Raw genomic sequence first — 17352 nt, 5'->3', positions numbered from 1 at the left:
GCGCCAACCCAGTAGCGTCGGGCGCATGAGGAAGTAGCGATGCCCCACGGGCGCACGGAATTCGAATCAAGTCATGAGCAGTTCATGAGGCCGTGCCCGGGGTGCAACATCGCTGACCTCTATACCGATGGGCCACCGGCCTGAGCTCGTGCCGCATCCGGCGCAGACTGAACCCGCCTCAGCGGGCGCTCCGCCCTCCGCACGAGTACGGCCTCATCGGACAGTCCTTATCGCGAACAGCCTGCACCGCCGCACGGCCCCCACCCCAGGAGGCCCGCATGCAGTTCACCCTGTCCGATATCCACTACACCTACCCCGGTGCCGCATCCCCGGCGCTGGCCGGCATCACGGTTACCTTCCCGACCGGCTGGACCGGCGTCGTCGGCGACAACGGCTGCGGCAAGACCACCCTCGCCCGCATCGCCTGTGGCGACCTGAAACCCGACGCCGGCACGGTGGCTCCGCGGCTCGTGGCCCACTACTGCGCCCAGGACGCCACCGCGCCGCCACTGGCGCTGACGGACTTCGCCTGCGCCTACGACGAGGTCGCCATGCGGCTGCGGAGCGACCTCGGCGTCGATGACGACTGGGCCTGGCGCTACGACACCCTCTCGGGCGGACAGCGCAAACTGGTCCAGGTCGCCTGCGCCCTGTGGGAACAACCAGACGTGCTGGTGGTGGACGAGCCGACCAACCACGCCGACGCCCCCGCCCGCGCGGCCATACGCTCCGCCCTGGCGCGCTTCAGCGGGGTCGGCATCCTCATCTCCCACGACCGCGCCCTGCTGGACGCGCTGTGCACCCAGTGCCTGTTCATGTCTCCCGGGAGCGCCGTCATGCGCCCGGGCGGCTACAGCCAGGCCGCCGCCCAGGCCGAGCTAGAGCGCGACACCGCCCTCCAGCGGCGTGAGGCGGCCAGGCGCGAGCAGCGGCGTCTGGCCCGGGAGACCCAGCGACGTCGCGAGGAGGCGTCCCGCACCGCCTCCCGCCGCTCCGGACGCAACATCGCCAAGCACGATAACGACGCGCGCTTCCGCCGCCGGTTAGCCGTGGTGAGCGGGCAGGACGGCAAGACGGGGCGGCTTGCCTCCCGTATGTAGGCCCGGCTCGCCCGCGCCGACGCCGAAGTGGAGGCTATTAGGATCGACAAGCGCTACGACGCCGATGCGTGGGTGGACGCCGCCCCGAGCCGAAGGCCCGTGCTACTGCGCACCCGGCCGCTGGAACTACCCCTGGGGGAGAGGACGCTGCACACCCCGGCCCTGCACCTGGACAGCCGCGACCATGTGGCACTCGTGGGTGACAACGGCACCGGCAAAACCACGCTCGTCGGCGCCCTACTGGGGCATCTGCCGCAGGACACCACCCGCCTGTATGTGCCTCAGGAGCCGGACCGGGCGACAAGACAGGCGACGCTGGCGCGTCTGGCCGGGCTGGGTACCGAACGTCGCGGCCGGGTGCTGTCGATCGTCGCCCGGCTCAACTCCTCACCGGAGCGGGTCCTGGAAGGGGAGGAAGTCAGCCCCGGAGAGATGCGCAAACTCATGCTCGCACTCGGAGTCCTCGACCGGCCTGAGCTGATCGTCATGGACGAGCCCACCAACCACCTGGACGTCGGCTCCATCCGGGCGCTGGAGGCGATGCTGGCGGCATTTCCTGGGGCGCTGCTGCTCGTCTCCCACGACGCCGCCCTGGTGGAGGCGACCACCTCCATCACCTGGCGGATTCGCCGGCAGGACACGGGAGAGCTGTGGCTGGCCGTGGAGTAGGTGAGCGTTGCCCGGTCTCCGTTGCCAAGTCATTGCAGGCCGCGCCCGCAGTGGAACAGGCGTGGGGGCCGGGCGGCAACGCGCCGCCGGCCCCCACGCCTGTTCGGATCTCTCAGTCGTACAGCAGCACAGAGATGTCCTCGTCGTCGATGTTGGAGGAGTCGTACCAGTGTGAACCGGTGTCGACGTCCGCAACGCTCTCACCATTGGCCGCCTGCACGGCGAGGGTGACCGCCTGGTATCCCATCTGGTAGGGGTCCTGGGTCACCGATCCGAGGAAGGCGCCGGAGCGCACGGCGTCCTTCTGGGAGGTGCCGGCGTCGAAGCCCACCACCAGCAGATCCTTGTAGCGGCCGGAGTCGCGATCCAGCTGGGAGGCGTCTGCGGTGGCGCTGATGACGCCGTTGACGGCGTCCTGGTTCGCGGCGAACAGCGCGACCAGTCCGTCCGTGGACAGGATCGACGTGGCCGCGGACTGAATGTCGGCCTGGCTGGTGGTCGGCGGCACGGTGACGACGATCTTCACCTTGGCGGGGTTGGACGACGGCGTGGTCCAACGCTGCTGCCCGGACACGTCCACCGCCCCCGCCAGACCGTCGAGCTTCTCCAACTCGCTCACCAGGGTGGCGGTGAAGCCATCCACGCGCTGGACGATCGAGCCGGAGGTCGAGTCCTGCGCGAGCACCCCGATGACGGCGGGGGAGTCCGCGCTCGCGGAGGCCAGGGCGGACTGCAAATCGGCATTGGCGGCAAGGTTGGTGGCGACGTTGCCGCCCGCTACCTCGTTGTCCGTGGTCGCGGTGGCCAGCACCGCGCCGGAGGCATCGTCGGGCACGCCCGAGTCGAAGCCGATTACCGGGATGTTCTGGTTCTTGGCGTTCACCAGGGCGTCCTGGACGGCGTCGGGCTGGCAGGCGGCCAGGGCGATTGCGGCCGGCCGCTGGTTGACCGCGGAGGCCAGCTGCTCCACCTGCTGGGAGACGTTGCTCTCCGCGTCGGGCCCATTGGTCTCCAGGTCGACGCCGAGCTCGTCGGCGGCGTCCTGCGCGCCCTTGAAGGCTGCCTGATAGAACTGGTTCTGGTAGCTCTTGGAGATGATGATGACCTTCATCTTCCCGTCCGCACCTGCGGAGCCGCCGTCGTCACTGCAAGCGGCCAGCAGGGATACCGAGCAGGCGGATACGAGTGCCGCCGTCAGCGCGGTCCTCCGGGTGAGCATGGTGGACATGGTTGTTTTCCTTTCGTGGGGTGGGGGAGAAGAACGGATGGTGGGATCAGGCGCGGCCGGAGCGACGTGAGCGGATGACGTCGAGCAGGACTGCGAGCACTACGACGACGCCGATGAGGACCTGCTGCCACTGCACCGGCAGGCCCATTGACAGCAGGCCCGTCTTGAGCACGGAGATGACGAAGACGCCGATGATGGTTCCCCACAGGGACCCGACGCCGCCTGCCAGCGAGGTGCCGCCGATCACGCAGGCGGCGATGGCGTACATCTCCTGACCGTTTCCGGTCTGCGGGGTGATGGAGGAGAAGGTGGCGGCGTAGATGACGCCGGCCAGTCCGCAGAAGAAGCCGTTGAGCACGTAGACCCAGAACTTCCAGCGGGACACGACGACGCCCGACAGCTCGACGGCCTCCTCGTTGGAGCCGATGGCGTAGGTGTAGCGGCCGAGCTTGGTGCGAGTCAGGATGAACCAGGCGATCACGAAGAAGGCCGCCAGCCAGAAGATGCCCACGGGCAGGTTCCCCGCCTTGTACAGGACCGTCTTGAACCAGCCGTCGTCGGAGGCCAGGCTCGGGTAGGTCTGCGTCTGTACCTGGGCGATCACCGCGCACAGGCCCAGGGAGGCGAACTGCATGCCCAGGGTGGCGATGAAGGGTGGGATATGCAGGAAGCCGACCAGGACGCCGTTACCGATGCCGAAGGCGACCCCAGTCGCCAGTACGACCAGCAGTGCTACGGCGATCGGCAGGTGCCAGACGTTGTAGGCCACGCCGCCGACCAGCGCGGAGCCGACCATCACCGTCCCGGAGGACAGGTCGATGCCCGCCGTGATGATGACGAAGGTCATGCCGATGGCCAGAAACCCGATGTAGTAGGAGGAGTCGAGGATCGAGACGAAGGTGCTGGGGGACAGGAAGTGGTTACCGAATACGGCGAAGAACGCGTACAGGATGACCAGTGCGGCCAGCGCCATCAGCTGCTGCATGGGCAGCGCGCGCAGTGGGTTGTTCTTGATGATATTTGCGCTCATGCTGCGCGACCTTCTTCCTGCTTGGTGGCCAGTTCCATGATCTTGATCTGAGTCGCCTCGGAGGCGTCGAGCTCCCCGGTCTTGCGCCCTTCCCGCATGACAACCACGCGGTCGGACAGGTGCAGGACCTCGTCGAGGTCGGAGGAGACGAGGATGATTGACTTCCCCTGCGCGATCAGGTCGCGCATGAGCTGGTAGATTTCTGCGCGTGCACCGATGTCGATGCCGCGCGTGGGCTCGTCGAAGATGAGGATGTCGACGTCGCGCAGCAGCCACTTGGCCAGCACCACCTTCTGCTGGTTGCCGCCGGAGAGGTTGCGCACCCGCTGGCGCGTGGACGGAGTCTTGATGCGCAGCATGTCCACGTACTTGCGGGTTGCGCGTTGCACTGCCCGTTCATGCACCACCGTGGCGGTGGTGAAGGCGTCGTAAGAGGCCAGGACCGTGTTGTCGGAGACCGACAGGCCGGTTACCAGGCCGAAGCGCTTGCGGTCCTCGGACAGGTAGGCGATTCCCGCACGAATGGCGTCCTTGGGGCGGTGGAAGGAGACTTCGGCGCCGTTGACCTCCAGCCGCCCGGCTGTGGGGTGGTCCGCGCCCGCGACAATCCGCATGGTCTCCGTGCGGCCTGCGCCTACCAGGCCGGCGAAGCCGAGGATCTCTCCCCGGTGCAGCGTGAAGGAGACGTCCTTGACGTCGGCGGAGGCCAGGTGCTCGGCCCGCATGACGACGGGGGCGTCGGGTGCCACCTCGGAGGCGGCTTTGGGGGTGTTGACGACTTGGCGCCCGACCATCATCTCGATGATCTCGTCCAGGTCGGTGTCGGACGTCTTGAGCGTGCCGACGTGCGCGCCGTCGCGCAGGACCGTGATGCGGTCGGCTATCGCCATGACCTCGTGCATGCGGTGGGAGATGTATACGACCGCCACGCCGCGGTCCCGCAGGCGTCGCACCCGTTGAAGCAACTCGGCGCTCTCAGCCTCCGACAGGGCCGCCGTCGGCTCGTCCAGGATCAGCACCATGGTGGCCTCGAAGGACATGGCGCGCACGATCTCCACCAATTGCGCCTTGGAGACCGACAGGTCCCGTAACAGTGCCTGCGGAGCGACGTCGACCTCGTGCTCGGTCAGGAACTCCTGGGCGCGGCGATTCAGCGTGCGGTCCGAGATGAGCAGGGAGGAGGACTCTCGCCCGATGAAGATGTTCTGCGCCACGGTCAGGTCGGCCATCATGTTGAGTTCCTGATGGACGATGGCGATGCCGGCCCGCTGGGCGTCGCGAATGGAGCGGAAGGCCGCCGGGGCGCCGTCGTACTCGTAGCTGCCCTCGAAGTCCGGGTGGATGCCGGTGAGGATCTTCACCAGGGTGGACTTGCCGGCGCCGTTCTCCCCGACGAGAGCGTGCACTTCTCCTGGCATCAGGTCGAAGGACACGCCGCTGAGGGCCTGCACTCCGGGAAAGGACTTGGAGACGTCTGTGAGTCTCAGCCGGGGTGGTTGTGGTGGTGCCATATCTGCTCCATTGCTTGAGGTAATCCGCTGGCGGCGGTGCCGGGCGCGGCTGGGAGGGTCGCCGGAGCGGCCGGTGGGAAGGGGTTACTGGAATGCCCCCAAGTGGCGGCGTTCCAGTACTGACAACGATGTCAATCGCAGTGACGATGGTACGGTTGGTTTCCACTCGGGTCAAGTGCGTTTTAAGAATCGGGGAGGAGACAGTGACGTCATACTCATCTGCCGACTCTGCGCCGGGGCCGCGGCGGCGGGCCACCATGAAGCAGGTCGCCCGCCTGGCGGGAGTCGGCGTCAAGACGGTTTCGCGCGTGGTCAACGGTGAGCCCAATGTCTCCGACGCCACCGCCGAGCGCGTCTGGGATGCCGTCCGTGAGTTGGACTACCACGTGGACCTGCGCGCCGGCAGCCTGCGCCGCCCCGGCGGCGCCACACGCACCATCGCCCTGTTGGTGGGCAGCGTTGACAATCCCTTCGCCGGAGAGCTCCACCGGGGTGTGGAGGACGTCTCCCGCGAGCACGATGTGGCGGTGCTGGCCTCCAGCCTGGACGAGGAGCCGGAGCGCGAGGTGGCGGCGGTGGAGGACTCCATCAGGCGCCACGTGGACGGCATCATCGTCAACACCACCACGGCGGACGGGGCTGCCCTGGAGCGGGTGCTGCACCTGGGGGTGCCGATCGTCTTCGTGGATCGGGCGCCGCACGGCATCGAGGCCGACCGTGTAACCAGTGATACCCGGGCTGCGGCAGAGCGGGCGACCGCGCACCTGCTCGAGCGTGGTCACCGCCGTATCGCCCTGCTCACCGAGCGCCTGAATGTGGCCACCGCGGTGGAGCGGCAAGAGGGGTTCGCCGCCGCATTCAGTTCTCGCGGTGCCGGCGCCGACGGCGCCATCGTGGTGTCCGGGCTGGTGGGGGCGGAGGCGGCCGAGCGTGCCGTCACCGAGCTCTTCAGCAGGCCGCACCCGCCGACGGCGATCTTCAGCGGGCAGAACCTCCTCACCGAGGGGGCGCTGCACGCGTTGCACGAGCTGGAACTGCGCGACCGGATTGCGCATATCGGCTTCGACGACCTGCCGCTTGCGGACATGCTTCAGCCCGCGCTCACCGTGGTGCGGCAGGACCCCCGGCGCATGGGAAGGGTGGCCGCGCAGCGCCTGTTCCGCCGTCTGGAGGGCGAGGCCCCCCGGCCCGAGCACATCGTGATCCCCACGCAGTTCATCACTCGCGGCAGTGGGGAGATCCTTCCCAGCCGAGACCGGCACTAGTAACGCATCGAGACCGGCACTAGTAACGCATCGAGACCGGCACTAGTGACGCATCGAGACCGGTTGAAAACGCGTTGTTCGTGTTTCACTGGTTCGGGTGGGTTGACCGCGCCGGTTTCGGCTAGAGGGGATCGACGCCAACGGCAGCGGCGCCGTGTCAGCTGCTTTCATCACTTCCCGCCCCTTTGCTCTCTGCGTCGTCGACGAGTGAGGCGCGCAGGCGGTCCAGGAAGCGCTCCGCGATGGGGGACAGGGCCTGCCGGCGGCGCCAGATCAAGTACATGCGGGACTCCAGGGCGGGCTCGAGCGGGCGGAAGATCAGGCCGCTGGACTCGCTCGTGTCCACCAGGCGGTCGAAGGTGAGCAGGTAACCCAGGCCCTCGCGGGCGAACACCGCGCCGTTGTAGGGCAGGCGGAAGGTCCCCTCCAGTTGCAGCTCGCCCATGCGGCCGCCGGCCCAGGCCGGGATGTCCCGTGCCCAGGACTGCTCCGAGCAGAACAGCGGCACTTCCGCCAGATCGTCCACGGTGACGGCTTCTTTGCGGGCCAGGGCGTCCTCGCGCCGCAGCACCACGCCCCACCTGTCCGCCACGGGCAGCGGCAGCGTCTCGTAGCGGCTGAAGCGCTCGCCGTCGGGCTCCTCAACGATCGCGGCGAAGTCGAGCAGGCCCCGGTCCAGCTTCTCGGTGACCTGCTCGGTGTCGCCGCTGGTGACGTGGTAGCGCAGCCCGGGGCACTCCTGCTTGAGCCCTTTGAGCTGGCGGGCGAGCAGACCCACCTGGAAGGACTCGGCCAGGCCCAGGTAGAGGTCGCCGCCGGTGACGTCGCCCAGGGCGAGGAAGTCGGTTTCGATGCGGTCCGCCAGGCGGAGGAGGTCGTCGGCCCGCTCCCGCAGCAGACGGCCCTCCTCGGTGAGCTCAATGCTGAAGGAGCGCCTGACAAACAGCTTGTGCCCCAGCTCGTGCTCCAGTGCCTTCATTTGCTTCGAAAGCGTCGGCTGCGAGACGTGCAGTTGAGCGGCGGCGCGCGTCATGTTCTCCTCGCGGGCCACGGCGGCGAAGTAGCGCAGCGTGCGTATCTCCATGCCCGCTACGATATGCCAACACGGCATGTCGTGTATGCCAAACAGTCATTAGCGTCATGTCATACGGACGGTTAATTTAGACGTCAGAGGCGCCGCGGCACCACGCCGGGCGCTGCAGACAGCCACAGATACCCGCAGACACGGAGATACGGAGCAGCGCGCCATGAGCATCGAGAACCTCGAACTGACCCAGGAATGGGACAAGGTCTTCCCCCAGTCCGACGCCGTGGACCATGAGAAGGTCGCCTTCCACAACCGCTTCGGCATCACCCTCGCCGCCGACCTGTACCGGCCCAAGGATGCCACGGGCAAGTTGCCCGCACTGGCGGTGTCCGGCCCCTTCGGCGCCGTCAAGGAGCAGTCGTCCGGCCTGTACGCCCAGACCATGGCCGAGCGCGGCTTCCTGACCATCGCCTTCGACCCCAGCTTCACCGGCGAGTCCGGCGGTACGCCCCGCTACATGAACTCCCCGGACCTCAACATCGAGGACTTCCAGGCCGCCGTCGACTTCCTGTCCGTGCGCGACGACGTCGACCCCGAGCGCGTCGGCATCATCGGCGTCTGCGGCTGGGGCGGCATGGCGCTGGCCGCCGCGGCCGCCGATCCGCGCATCAAGGCGACGGTGGTTTCTACCATGTACGACATGAGCCGGGTGGCCGCGAACGGCTACTTCGACTCCGCCGACTCCGCCGAGGCCCGCAACCAGACGCGCGCATCCGTGGCCGCCCAGCGCACCGCCGACTACCGCTCCGGCACCTACGCCCTGGCCGGCGGGGTGGTGGACCCGCTGCCCGATGACGCCCCCGACTTCGTCAAGGACTACTACGCCTACTACAAGACGCCCCGCGGCTACCACCCCCGCTCCCTGAACTCCAACGACGGGTGGACTGTCATCGGCGGCTCCTCGCTGATGAACGCGACCCTGCTGGGCTACATCGAGGAGATCGAGAACGCCGTCATGATCGTCCACGGGGAGAAGGCGCACTCCTACTACATGGGCAAGGACGCCTTCGCCCGGCTGCAGGGGGACAACAAGGAATTCGTCTCCATCCCCGGCGCCTCCCACACCGACCTGTATGACGGTGGCGCCAGCGGCGCCATACCGTGGGAGAGGATCGCCGAGTTCCTGCACGCCAACCTCGCGTGAGCGACGCTAGCGGCCCGGGTCCGGGTGCGACATAGTGTTCGGGGCGGTCCACCGGTGGTGGGCCGCCCCAAAAGCATGGTCTCGGCCGCCGATGTCTTGGGACGCTTGCCTGGGGTGAAGTGTCGAGAGGAAAAAGTGTCCATCCGTCGCCACTTTGACGGCGGAGGGTCGGGCGTTCGTTGTGGGAGCCCGCATGGTTGCGCCGTTTTACCTCGGTTTGATTATGAAACTAAGGGCTGGCTGCGGTGAAAGTGTGTGAAGATGGACATTTTTCTTCCGGGCATGCGTGCTGCGGCTCCGGGTCTCCGGCTAGACCGCCGTGCGTGCCCGTGAGCGGCCGGCTCCCAGGCCGACGGCTCCGATGGCGATGGCGAACAGGGCGCATATCCCGCAGTAACCGAGCAGTGGCATCAGCACCTGGGCGGAGGTCGAGCTGGCGTTGAAGGCGCCACCGGTGGCCTGGGTCGCCCAATATCCGGGTGTGAGCCGCGCGACCGCGATCACGGCGTCGGGCAGCATGTCCAGGGGTGCCCACGCGCCCGCCAGGACGGAGAATGCCATACCGCCGATGACTGCGATGGCGTTCGCAGCATTCTCCCCCAGCCGTAGTTGTCCCACGAGGAAGCCCACGGCGACTCCGTTGAGGGTGTACGCGGCCAGTGCGAGACCGATCACCCCCAGCCGTGGTGCCGCATCCACGATGCGGTCGGCGGCGAAGACCGCAGTGCCCAGGCAGAAGAACCACAACCATGCCACCAGACCTATCAGCAGACACGCGCCGAGCAGTCCCAGGCCGCGTGAGCGGCCGGTCACGGGCGCGGAAGACACGCGGGAGTGCACGGGAGGTCGGTTGAGGGCAGCCATGAGCACCGCGATCGCCACGACGCAGAAGGCCGTCAGCGGGAACAGAGAGAACAGCGTATACAGCTTCAAGGACTCCGGCAGCGGGAGCGCGTCTTGGGTGACGAGCCGAGCGGCGGAGCCGCCCCGCATAGAATCCTTCGCCAGGGTCACGGCCTGCTCCACGGCCTGTTCGGCGGACTGGGTGCCGGTGGCATCCGTGTCCAGGGCACGCAGATAGTCGTAGACCTGGTTCAGGTAGGAGTTGGTGCGCACGTTCATGAGTGAGCCCATGTAGGACCGGTAGCTGACGACGGTCTCCACGGTGGGCGGCTGGGTTCCATCCTGGGCCGCGGCCTGTAGCTCCTCGCCGAAGTCGGCGGGGATAATCAGGATGTACTGGATGCGGTCCTTGGCGGTGGCGTCCTGGAGTGCCTGTTTGGTGTCTTCCAGCGGCTGGGTGTTGCCGACGGAGCCCACGTATTCGGCCAGTGCCCGGGATACCGCGGAGTCATCGCGGTCGATCACAGCCACATCAGCCGTCACCTGGGTGACGCCGGCGTCGGTGGCATTGCCGGAGCCGGTCCCGACGAACACGGCGCCTACGCTCATGAGCACCAGATAGATCAGGATGTAGAGGCGGTGCGCCGCCAGAATCCGCAGCGAGGTCTTAAAGGTGCTCATGGTTTGTCCTCCGCATACGGATCATGGCGATTATGAAGAACACGACGGCCATGCCCGCAAGCACGGTGCAGCTGCGAGCGAATGGCTCCGGGGAGTCGTAGTAGAGCAGCCCGTAGAAGCATCGGGTCGCCTTCCACAGGGGATTGAGCTGGGACGCCAGCGGGGCGCTGAGTTCGACGGCATTGGCCAGTCGCTGTGAGGCGGTGCCGTACAGCCCGCAGAACAGGGACAGCAGGCAACTGATTGCCGAGACTCCGCCCAGCGGCATCCGCGGGAAGGTCCCCAGGACGGAGCCTGCGGCGCAGGCCATGAGGCTGGAGGTCCCGATGGCCAGCAGGCACAGCGCCGCGTAGGGGCCGAAGTCCACACCCACCACGAAGCGCATGAACACGAATGCCAGCACCAGGCATGCCCAGGTGCACACCCAGGCCGCGGACAACGTTCCCAGAAGCAGTCTCCAGCGCGGCAGCGCCCCCAGATTGCGGCGTGCCGCCAAAGGCCCTGACGGAGCGGTGATCTCCCGGATGGCGACTACCGCGATCGTCATGCCCATGCCGCTGGTGAAGGCGAGCAGCGCGAAGTAATACGGCACCTCGGGCTTTCCGGGCACGCGGGTGACCTGAAGCTCGGTGGTGAATGCGTGGCGGTCCTGTACTGCGGCGGCGGCATCCGCGGGCGGTGCTCCCGCGGCGATCAGCGAGGTGATCTCGTCACGGCTGTGCACGTAGGTGTCCAGCATGGCGCGCAGTACCGGGGTGGTGGACAGGTCATTGCCCTCCGGGGACAGGTGCAGCACGGGGGTGCCGTCCTGCACGGAGATATAGCCGACCGTGTCACCCTCCTGAACGGCCGCCTCGGCCTGCTCCGCGGTGTCGTAGGCCACGGGATCGAGCAGCCGCAGTTCGGCGTCGTCGGCGGAGACGGCGTCAAGGGCGCCGTCCAATCCCGCCTCGGCCGCGTAGGCATCATCATGAACGATCCCGACCCGGATGGGGTCGACGGCGTAGCCCGCCTCCAGCCCGGAGAACATCATCATGAACATCAGGGACAGTGCGATCGGCATACCGAGTGTCCACAGCAGCAGGATCCTGTCGCGCAGTAGTCGGAGCACCTGGTATCGGAATACGGGGCGCATGTCAGGCCGCCTCATCGCGCAGGGCCCGGCCGGTGATCTCCAGGAACACGTCGTTCAGGGTGGGTGGTTCGGAGGTGATCCGCCCGCATGCCACGTCCGCCGCCGCCAGTGCTGCCAGCACGTCGGCTAGGTTGTGTGCCCCCGGCGTGCACTCGACGATCAGCTCGGGTGCCTCGTAGTCGACGGTGCGCACATGCTCCGCTCGACGCACCGCCTCCAGCTCGCGCTCGCCGAGCTCGGCGGGGGAGATGACCTCCACGCGGATGCGCTCACCGGTGCCGATCATCGCCTTGAGCTCGTTCGCGGTGCCGGCCGCGATCTGCCTGCCCCGGTCCATGATGATGATCCGCGTGCACAGCTGCTCCACCTCCTCCATGTAGTGACTGGTGTAGACAATGGTGGCGCCGCGGGCGTTGAGGTGTTTGATCCCGTCGAGGATGGCGCTGCGGCTCTGCGGGTCCACGGCCACGGTGGGCTCGTCCAGGATGATCAGATCGGGACGGTGGACGATGCCACAGGCGATGTTCAGGCGGCGCAGCAGGCCTCCGGAGAGCTTCTTGGGACGGAACCTGGCGAACCGCCCCAGGTCGACGAATTCGAGCGCCTCCTGCACCAGCTCGCGACGGCGGGCGCGGTCGGAGACGTACAGGGAGCAGAAGGCGTCTATGTTCTCCCGCACCGTGAGTTCCTCGAAGACGGCCACCTCCTGCGGTACCACCCCGATTCGCCGCTTGAGCTCGTAGGCGGTGGCCGACATCGGCTCGCCGAAGATGCTGATCTCGCCCCGGTTGTAGGTGAGCAGCTGCAGTATGCAATTGAGCGCCGTGGTCTTGCCCGAGCCGTTGGGGCCGAGCAGGCCCAGGACCTCCCCGGAGGCCACGCTGAGCGACAGCCCGTCGACGGCGACCAGCTCCCCGTAGCGCTTGACCAGGTCATCAACGACCACCGCCATGTCGGACACGTCGTCTCCTTTCGTCCGCGGACCGTGTTCGGGGTCATGGTCGCGCGAGGCGGCTCGGTGCCGGAAGTGCCTGCTGTCATGAGGTGGCGGCGCGGGCATGACAAACGTCAGGGGCGTCGTCGGCTCCGCCGGCCGGGTCGCCATCGTCCATAATCGAGGCGTGAGGGAGCTGACGGACAGGGCCGTGGTGCTGGGAGCCTGCGCCGTCCTGGTGTTGGCCTCCGGTATGCCCACGCCGACGACGATCGTGTGGTTCCTGGTTGCCGTTACCTGCAGTGGCACCTGTGCCGCCTGGGGACGGTGGCCGGCCGCGGGTGCCCTACCGGCCGCGTACCTGCTGGCGGGATGCGTGGACCGTGCCGCCATTGTGGGGGTTCCACTGGCCGTCTATGAGCTGGTGGGGGCGGTCTCGGATCGGGGGCGTCGTTGGGTGTGGGTCGGTGCGGCGACCTGTGTGGCGCCCCTGGCATTGGCGCTGCGGGGCGATCCCGACACTGCTGTGTCGGTGGCGGTGGTCCTGGCGGCGGTGGCCGCCCTGCTGGCGGTGCGTTCCGGGCAGGTGGACCGTGCCCACAGCGCCTTGCACGGCGTCCGAGACGATCTCCAGCACCGGGTTACCGTGCTGCAGGAGACGCAGACGCGGCTGGAGGAGGCCCAGGACTACGAGACGCGCGCGGCCGCGCTGGCGGAGCGCACCCGGATCGCCCGGGAGATCCACGACGGCGTCGGGCACTTGCTCACTCGACTACTGTTCCAGGTGCATGCCGCCCAGGTCGCCCATAGGGGCGGCCCGGAGCTGGTGGCCGACCTGAAGCGGATCGAGCAGACAGCCGACGAGGCGCTGTCTGCCATGCGCGCCGGGGTTCATGCCCTGGACGAGAAGGGCGAGGACCTGGCCGTGGCGCTCAACCGGCTCGCCGCAGGCTGCGGCATCAACCAGGCTAGGGTTGACTGTGCTTCGGCCGTGTCTCCACCGGCACCGGTGACACGCTGCCTGGTCGCGGTGGCGCGCGAGGCCCTGACCAACGCCGCCCGCCACGGCAGGGCGAAGACCGCCTGGGTGACGGTCGCCGACTTCCCCGGATTCTGGCGGCTGACGGTCGCCAACGACGGCGCCGTCCCGGCGTGGGCCGAGTCCCCACAGCTGCTGCGCAGCCCGCAGCCTGGCGCCGACGGTCTCGGGCTCGGCACGCGCTCCATGACCGATCGGGTCGAGTCTCTCGGGGAACACTCCGTATCCTGACTCGTCCGAGGTTCACGGTGCTCGCGACGATCCCAAAGGAGACCACGTGAAGGTAATGATTGTCGACGACGATCGTCTGCTCGCCCATTCCCTGGCCACGATCCTGGGGGCCGAGGCGGACATCGACGTGGTCGGCGTGGGCGCCAGTGGACAGGAGGCGGTGGCGGGCTTCCGGGAGCGGCGGCCCGACATCCTGCTGCTGGACATACAGATGCCCGGAGGCGACGGACTGGACGCGGCCGAACAGGTCCTTGCCCTGGATCCGGACGCGAAGGTGGTCTTCCTGACCACCTTCGCCGACGACGAGTACATCGTGCGGGCACTGCGCATGGGTGCCCGTGGTTACCTGATCAAGCAGGACGTGGCGCAGATCGCCCCGGCACTGCGCAGCGTCATGACCGGAATGCGCGTCCTGGAGGGGCGGGTGCTCGAGCGCACCGCCGCCATGGGACTGGCGGCGGGCACGGCGACGTCGGAAGACACCCGCCCGCCGGCCTTCGCCGCGCTGACCGAGCGCGAGTACGAGGTGGTTCAGGCGATCAGCGAGGGGCTCGACAACGCCGAGACGGCGGACCGGCTGCACCTGAGCGAGGGCACCGTGCGTAACCACATCAGTGCGATCCTGGCCAAGCTCGGCCTTCGCAACCGCACCCAGATCGCGGTGCTCTACTACCGCACCTCCCAGAGGCTCTGACCTGGGCGTAACCGTATCCGCTCGCCTCAGGGCGCTTCGTGTTTGAGGGTGTGGTGGTGGAGGCCGACGAGCCCCGGGCGGTGGCGCGCCTGGTCGGGAGCTTGGAGTAATGGAGCCTGCTCAGCCGCCGTACTGGTGGGTAAGCACCGCACCGATGAATACGACAATCCTTCCCAGCGGGAGGTCTAAGCACATAGGCTCGCCTCACGCCTGGTGCGGTCGCCGTTGACCGATCCCGGCGTCGCCTAGCGTTCACAGCCTCTCCGAACCACCCCGCCACCTGGCAACTCCCGACAGAAAGGCCTCTCGGACACCATGGACCGCAACTACTTCGACCTGACCGGGCAAGTCGCCCTCGTCACCGGCTGCTCCTCCGGCCTGGGGGTGCAGATGGCCAAGGCGCTGGCCTCGGCGGGCGCGAGTATCGTCGCCGTCGCCCGCCGCGTGGAGCGCATTGAGGCGGTCGCGGCCGAGATCGCCACGGAGTTCGGCGTGCAGACCCTTGCCATCCGCTGCGACATCACCGACACCGCCAATGTGGAAGCGGTCGTGGACGCCGTCCTGGAGAAGTTCGGACGGCTCGACATCCTGGTCAACAACGCGGGCACCGGCGCCGTCGGCCCGGCGGAGGACATGACCGATGAGCAGTTCCAGCAGGAGTTCGACATCGACTTGCTGGGTTCCTTCCGCGTGGCGCGCGCCGCCGCGAAGAAGGCGATGATTCCGGCCGGCTACGGCAGGATCGTCAACATTTCCTCCATGTATGGCCTGGTGGGCAATATGGTGGCCGGCTCCGCCCCGTACCACGCCGCCAAGGGCGGGCTCGTGAACCTCACCCGGGCGCTGGCCGCCGAGTGGGGCAAGTACGGCATTACCGTCAACGCGATCTGCCCCGGCTACTTCTACACCGAGCTGACCACCCAGACCCTCGACTCCGACTTCTTCCAGGAGCACGCCCAGCGTGCCATTCCTGTCGGTCGTTACGGGCAGGAGGGTGAGCTCGACGCCGCCGCCCTGTTCCTGGCCGCGCCTTCCTCTGCCTACGTCACCGGCACTGCCATTCCCGTCGACGGCGGCTACACGGCCATATAACCGCGCTCGCCGACGACGGGCTGCTGTATCAGACAACCGGTTCAGGGGCCGTCACGGGCTGCTTGCCCGCCTGCGCGCAGCAGACGCCGGTGATGCTGCCGCCGTGCGTCGGCACCCTGGTGCGTGCTCCGCTGCGAGGGGCGCGGACCGGGTGGGCGCGCTGGTGCGCCCCGCGTGACGGTTCGGTACTTCCCACGACGATCCGGCGCCCCGCGCGACGGTTCGGCACTTCCGGTGACGGTTCGTACCTTTGCACCGACGCTTCGTACCGTTCGGTGACGCTACGTACCCCTACGGTACGAACCGTCACCGCGGGGTACGAATCGTCGACCAGAACGTACGAACCGTCAACCAGGGTATGCGGAGCGCCGGGTAATGTCTCAGGACATCGGTGACAGTTCTGTGCCAGGACATACGAACCGCCGGGCTGGCATCGCCGCAAACACCAACCGCCGACCCCACCACGCCACAAGTACCGGTCCCGGCACGCCAATCCGCCAGACACGCGCGCCAGCCACCACCGGAGTAACCACTACTCCCACAAGCCAGAGGTGCCGCCGAATGAACGATGCCGCAAAGTCTGCAAGGGCAAGGAAGTGGCCCGGCAGGCGAGTGAGCTGCTCGAAGTTCTCACTCACCTGGTCCGGGCCATTGGCGCCCATGCGGATGCCCTCGGCAGGTGGTTCAACTGAGCCATCTGCCTAGGGAAGTCACCCGGTAACAGCAGGATGGCGCCCCACCTTTCTGCCGTCTGGATTTCCCGGGGGCGAGCGCCCTAGCGGGGTCAGCGCCGGGGCCTGTGTGGACACGTGGCCCGTGAATCCGGCGGCAGACGTGCGCGGTACGGGTTAGACGTCCATGGGCGCGGCGAAGGTGCGGAAGTCGCCGTCGTGCCGGGCGTGCAGCTCCCAGATCCGGTCGGCCAGGGCGGCCGGCTCGTGGGAGGGTTCGCCGCCACCGATACCACGCGGAATGATCAGCTGGGCGACGTGAACCCCCTCCGGGGCGAGCGCGTCGTGCAGGAGCTGCCCGTAGGCACTCTCCCCGGCGAAGGCCACCGAGGTGCCGGTGACCCTAGGGCCCGGGCGGACGGCGGAGCCGCCGTTGATCAGCAGGATCGTGCCGCGGCCGAGCTCGCGCATGCCCGGAAGTACCTGACGCACCGCGTTGACCGGGCCGTACACGGACATCTCGATGGGGCCGACCAGGTCCTCCGCGCTCGTCTCCAGCACGGGCTTCATGAACTCGCGGGCCGGTACGGGGCTCCACTGGAGCACCTCAATGGGGCCGAGCTCGTCGGCGGCGTCCGCTAGAGCCCGGGTCAGCGCCTCGCCGTCGCGGCCGTCGGCGACGTAGCCGCGGGCGTTCACGCCGTCGGCGCTCAGGGCGGCGACCCGCTCATCCAGGTGCTCGCGGCTGCGGGAGATCAGGGCGACGTTGAAGCCCTCCCGCCCGAAGCGGCGGGCGACGGCGCGGCCCAGCCCCGGGCCGCCGCCGATAATGGCGATGGTGGTCATGATGGTTTCCTCCGGTATCCGGCGTTTGGACGGTGCTTATTCGGTGTGCTGGTCCGGTGGCTCGGTGCCGAGACCGGCACTAGTGACGTGCCCAGACCGGCACTAGTGACGCGCCGCGGACGCCGGGCGCCGCATCGCGCAGTCGATCGGAG

At 68.0% G+C, this 17352-nt stretch carries 15 protein-coding genes; 7 read left to right on the top strand and 8 right to left on the bottom strand.

Going from position 1 to position 17352, the window contains the following annotated elements; translation table 11 throughout:
* The first annotated feature begins 278 nt into the window (after window positions 1–278).
* On the top strand, window positions 279–1100 hold the full coding sequence (locus CWT12_RS13485) for an ATP-binding cassette domain-containing protein (RefSeq protein ID WP_202616194.1): 822 nt from the start codon (window positions 279–281) through the stop codon (window positions 1098–1100).
* Window positions 1101–1127: 27 nt separating this feature from the next.
* Window positions 1128–1769, top strand: coding sequence for an ATP-binding cassette domain-containing protein (locus CWT12_RS13480; protein WP_202616193.1), 642 nt, complete (start codon window positions 1128–1130; stop codon window positions 1767–1769).
* Between the two features lie 112 nt (window positions 1770–1881).
* Here CWT12_RS13480 and CWT12_RS09925 read toward each other — a convergent pair whose 3' ends face one another.
* From CWT12_RS09925 to CWT12_RS09915, 3 genes are read right to left on the bottom strand one after another with little or no spacing between them, the layout of a single operon-like run.
* Window positions 1882–2997 carry a substrate-binding domain-containing protein gene (locus tag CWT12_RS09925; protein WP_161924670.1) on the bottom strand — a complete coding sequence of 372 codons (1116 nt, stop codon included), beginning with the start codon at window positions 2995–2997 and terminating at the stop codon, window positions 1882–1884.
* A 46-nt stretch (window positions 2998–3043) separates the two neighbouring features.
* Window positions 3044–4027, bottom strand: coding sequence for an ABC transporter permease (locus CWT12_RS09920; RefSeq protein WP_161924669.1), 984 nt, complete (start codon window positions 4025–4027; stop codon window positions 3044–3046).
* Window positions 4024–5538, bottom strand: a complete 1515-nt coding sequence (locus CWT12_RS09915) for a sugar ABC transporter ATP-binding protein (RefSeq protein ID WP_161924668.1) — start codon at window positions 5536–5538, stop codon at window positions 4024–4026. Before CWT12_RS09915 ends, CWT12_RS09920 begins: the two co-directional genes overlap by 4 nt.
* 203 nt (window positions 5539–5741) lie before the next feature.
* Between CWT12_RS09915 and CWT12_RS09910 the strand changes: the two genes are divergently transcribed.
* On the top strand, window positions 5742–6803 hold the full coding sequence (locus tag CWT12_RS09910; protein WP_202616192.1) for a LacI family DNA-binding transcriptional regulator: 1062 nt from the start codon (window positions 5742–5744) through the stop codon (window positions 6801–6803).
* Between the two features lie 157 nt (window positions 6804–6960).
* On the opposite strand, the gene CWT12_RS09905 is transcribed toward CWT12_RS09910, so the two are convergent.
* Complete coding sequence (locus CWT12_RS09905) at window positions 6961–7887, bottom strand: LysR family transcriptional regulator (protein ID WP_161924667.1); 927 nt, start codon at window positions 7885–7887, stop codon at window positions 6961–6963.
* 163 nt (window positions 7888–8050) lie between these two features.
* Between CWT12_RS09905 and CWT12_RS09900 the strand changes: the two genes are divergently transcribed.
* Window positions 8051–9034, top strand: coding sequence for an alpha/beta hydrolase (locus CWT12_RS09900; RefSeq protein ID WP_161924666.1), 984 nt, complete (start codon window positions 8051–8053; stop codon window positions 9032–9034).
* Between the two features lie 309 nt (window positions 9035–9343).
* Here the strand turns inward: CWT12_RS09900 and CWT12_RS09895 are convergent, their stop codons facing one another.
* From CWT12_RS09895 to CWT12_RS09885, 3 genes are read right to left on the bottom strand one after another with little or no spacing between them, the layout of a single operon-like run.
* Entirely contained in the window at window positions 9344–10558 is a 1215-nt protein-coding gene (locus tag CWT12_RS09895; protein ID WP_202616191.1) for an ABC transporter permease, read from the bottom strand.
* A complete protein-coding gene (locus tag CWT12_RS09890; protein WP_161924665.1) occupies window positions 10545–11693 on the bottom strand; it encodes an ABC transporter permease in 1149 nt (382 codons plus the stop codon). The genes CWT12_RS09895 and CWT12_RS09890 overlap by 14 nt, the downstream gene beginning before the upstream one ends.
* Before the next feature lies 1 nt (window position 11694).
* A complete protein-coding gene (locus tag CWT12_RS09885) occupies window positions 11695–12645 on the bottom strand; it encodes an ABC transporter ATP-binding protein (RefSeq protein WP_161925434.1) in 951 nt (316 codons plus the stop codon).
* Between the two features lie 106 nt (window positions 12646–12751).
* Between CWT12_RS09885 and CWT12_RS09880 the strand changes: the two genes are divergently transcribed.
* From CWT12_RS09880 to CWT12_RS09870, 3 genes are all read left to right on the top strand, one after another.
* Entirely contained in the window at window positions 12752–13897 is a 1146-nt protein-coding gene (locus tag CWT12_RS09880) for a sensor histidine kinase (RefSeq protein WP_237564137.1), read from the top strand.
* Between the two features lie 46 nt (window positions 13898–13943).
* Window positions 13944–14591, top strand: a complete 648-nt coding sequence (locus CWT12_RS09875) for a response regulator (protein WP_161924664.1) — start codon at window positions 13944–13946, stop codon at window positions 14589–14591.
* Between the two features lie 315 nt (window positions 14592–14906).
* Window positions 14907–15683 carry an SDR family oxidoreductase gene (locus CWT12_RS09870; RefSeq protein WP_161924663.1) on the top strand — a complete coding sequence of 259 codons (777 nt, stop codon included), beginning with the start codon at window positions 14907–14909 and terminating at the stop codon, window positions 15681–15683.
* Window positions 15684–16531: 848 nt separating this feature from the next.
* On the opposite strand, the gene CWT12_RS09865 is transcribed toward CWT12_RS09870, so the two are convergent.
* Complete coding sequence (locus CWT12_RS09865) at window positions 16532–17200, bottom strand: SDR family NAD(P)-dependent oxidoreductase (protein WP_161924662.1); 669 nt, start codon at window positions 17198–17200, stop codon at window positions 16532–16534.
* Window positions 17201–17352 lie beyond the last annotated feature (152 nt).

The sequence above is a fragment of the Actinomyces sp. 432 genome (assembly GCF_009930875.1).
Classification (GTDB): Bacteria; Actinomycetota; Actinomycetes; order Actinomycetales; family Actinomycetaceae; genus Actinomyces.
Note: the sequence above shows the minus strand (reverse complement) of the source record. Positions and strands in the feature narration are given on the sequence as shown.

Bases quoted from the DNA above. Each gene is read 5' to 3' on its own strand.
- CWT12_RS13485 (WP_202616194.1), top strand. From the start codon at position 279: ATGCAGTTCACCCTGTCCGATATCCACTACACCTACCCCGGTGCCGCA.
- CWT12_RS09925 (WP_161924670.1), bottom strand. From the start codon at position 2,997: ATGTCCACCATGCTCACCCGGAGGACCGCGCTGACGGCGGCACTCGTA.
- CWT12_RS09920 (WP_161924669.1), bottom strand. From the start codon at position 4,027: ATGAGCGCAAATATCATCAAGAACAACCCACTGCGCGCGCTGCCCATG.
- CWT12_RS09915 (WP_161924668.1), bottom strand. From the start codon at position 5,538: ATGGCACCACCACAACCACCCCGGCTGAGACTCACAGACGTCTCCAAG.
- CWT12_RS09905 (WP_161924667.1), bottom strand. From the start codon at position 7,887: ATGGAGATACGCACGCTGCGCTACTTCGCCGCCGTGGCCCGCGAGGAG.
- CWT12_RS09900 (WP_161924666.1), top strand. From the start codon at position 8,051: ATGAGCATCGAGAACCTCGAACTGACCCAGGAATGGGACAAGGTCTTC.
- CWT12_RS09895 (WP_202616191.1), bottom strand. From the start codon at position 10,558: ATGAGCACCTTTAAGACCTCGCTGCGGATTCTGGCGGCGCACCGCCTC.
- CWT12_RS09890 (WP_161924665.1), bottom strand. From the start codon at position 11,693: ATGCGCCCCGTATTCCGATACCAGGTGCTCCGACTACTGCGCGACAGG.
- CWT12_RS09885 (WP_161925434.1), bottom strand. From the start codon at position 12,645: ATGGCGGTGGTCGTTGATGACCTGGTCAAGCGCTACGGGGAGCTGGTC.
- CWT12_RS09880 (WP_237564137.1), top strand. From the start codon at position 12,752: ATGACAAACGTCAGGGGCGTCGTCGGCTCCGCCGGCCGGGTCGCCATC.
- CWT12_RS09870 (WP_161924663.1), top strand. From the start codon at position 14,907: ATGGACCGCAACTACTTCGACCTGACCGGGCAAGTCGCCCTCGTCACC.
- CWT12_RS09865 (WP_161924662.1), bottom strand. From the start codon at position 17,200: ATGACCACCATCGCCATTATCGGCGGCGGCCCGGGGCTGGGCCGCGCC.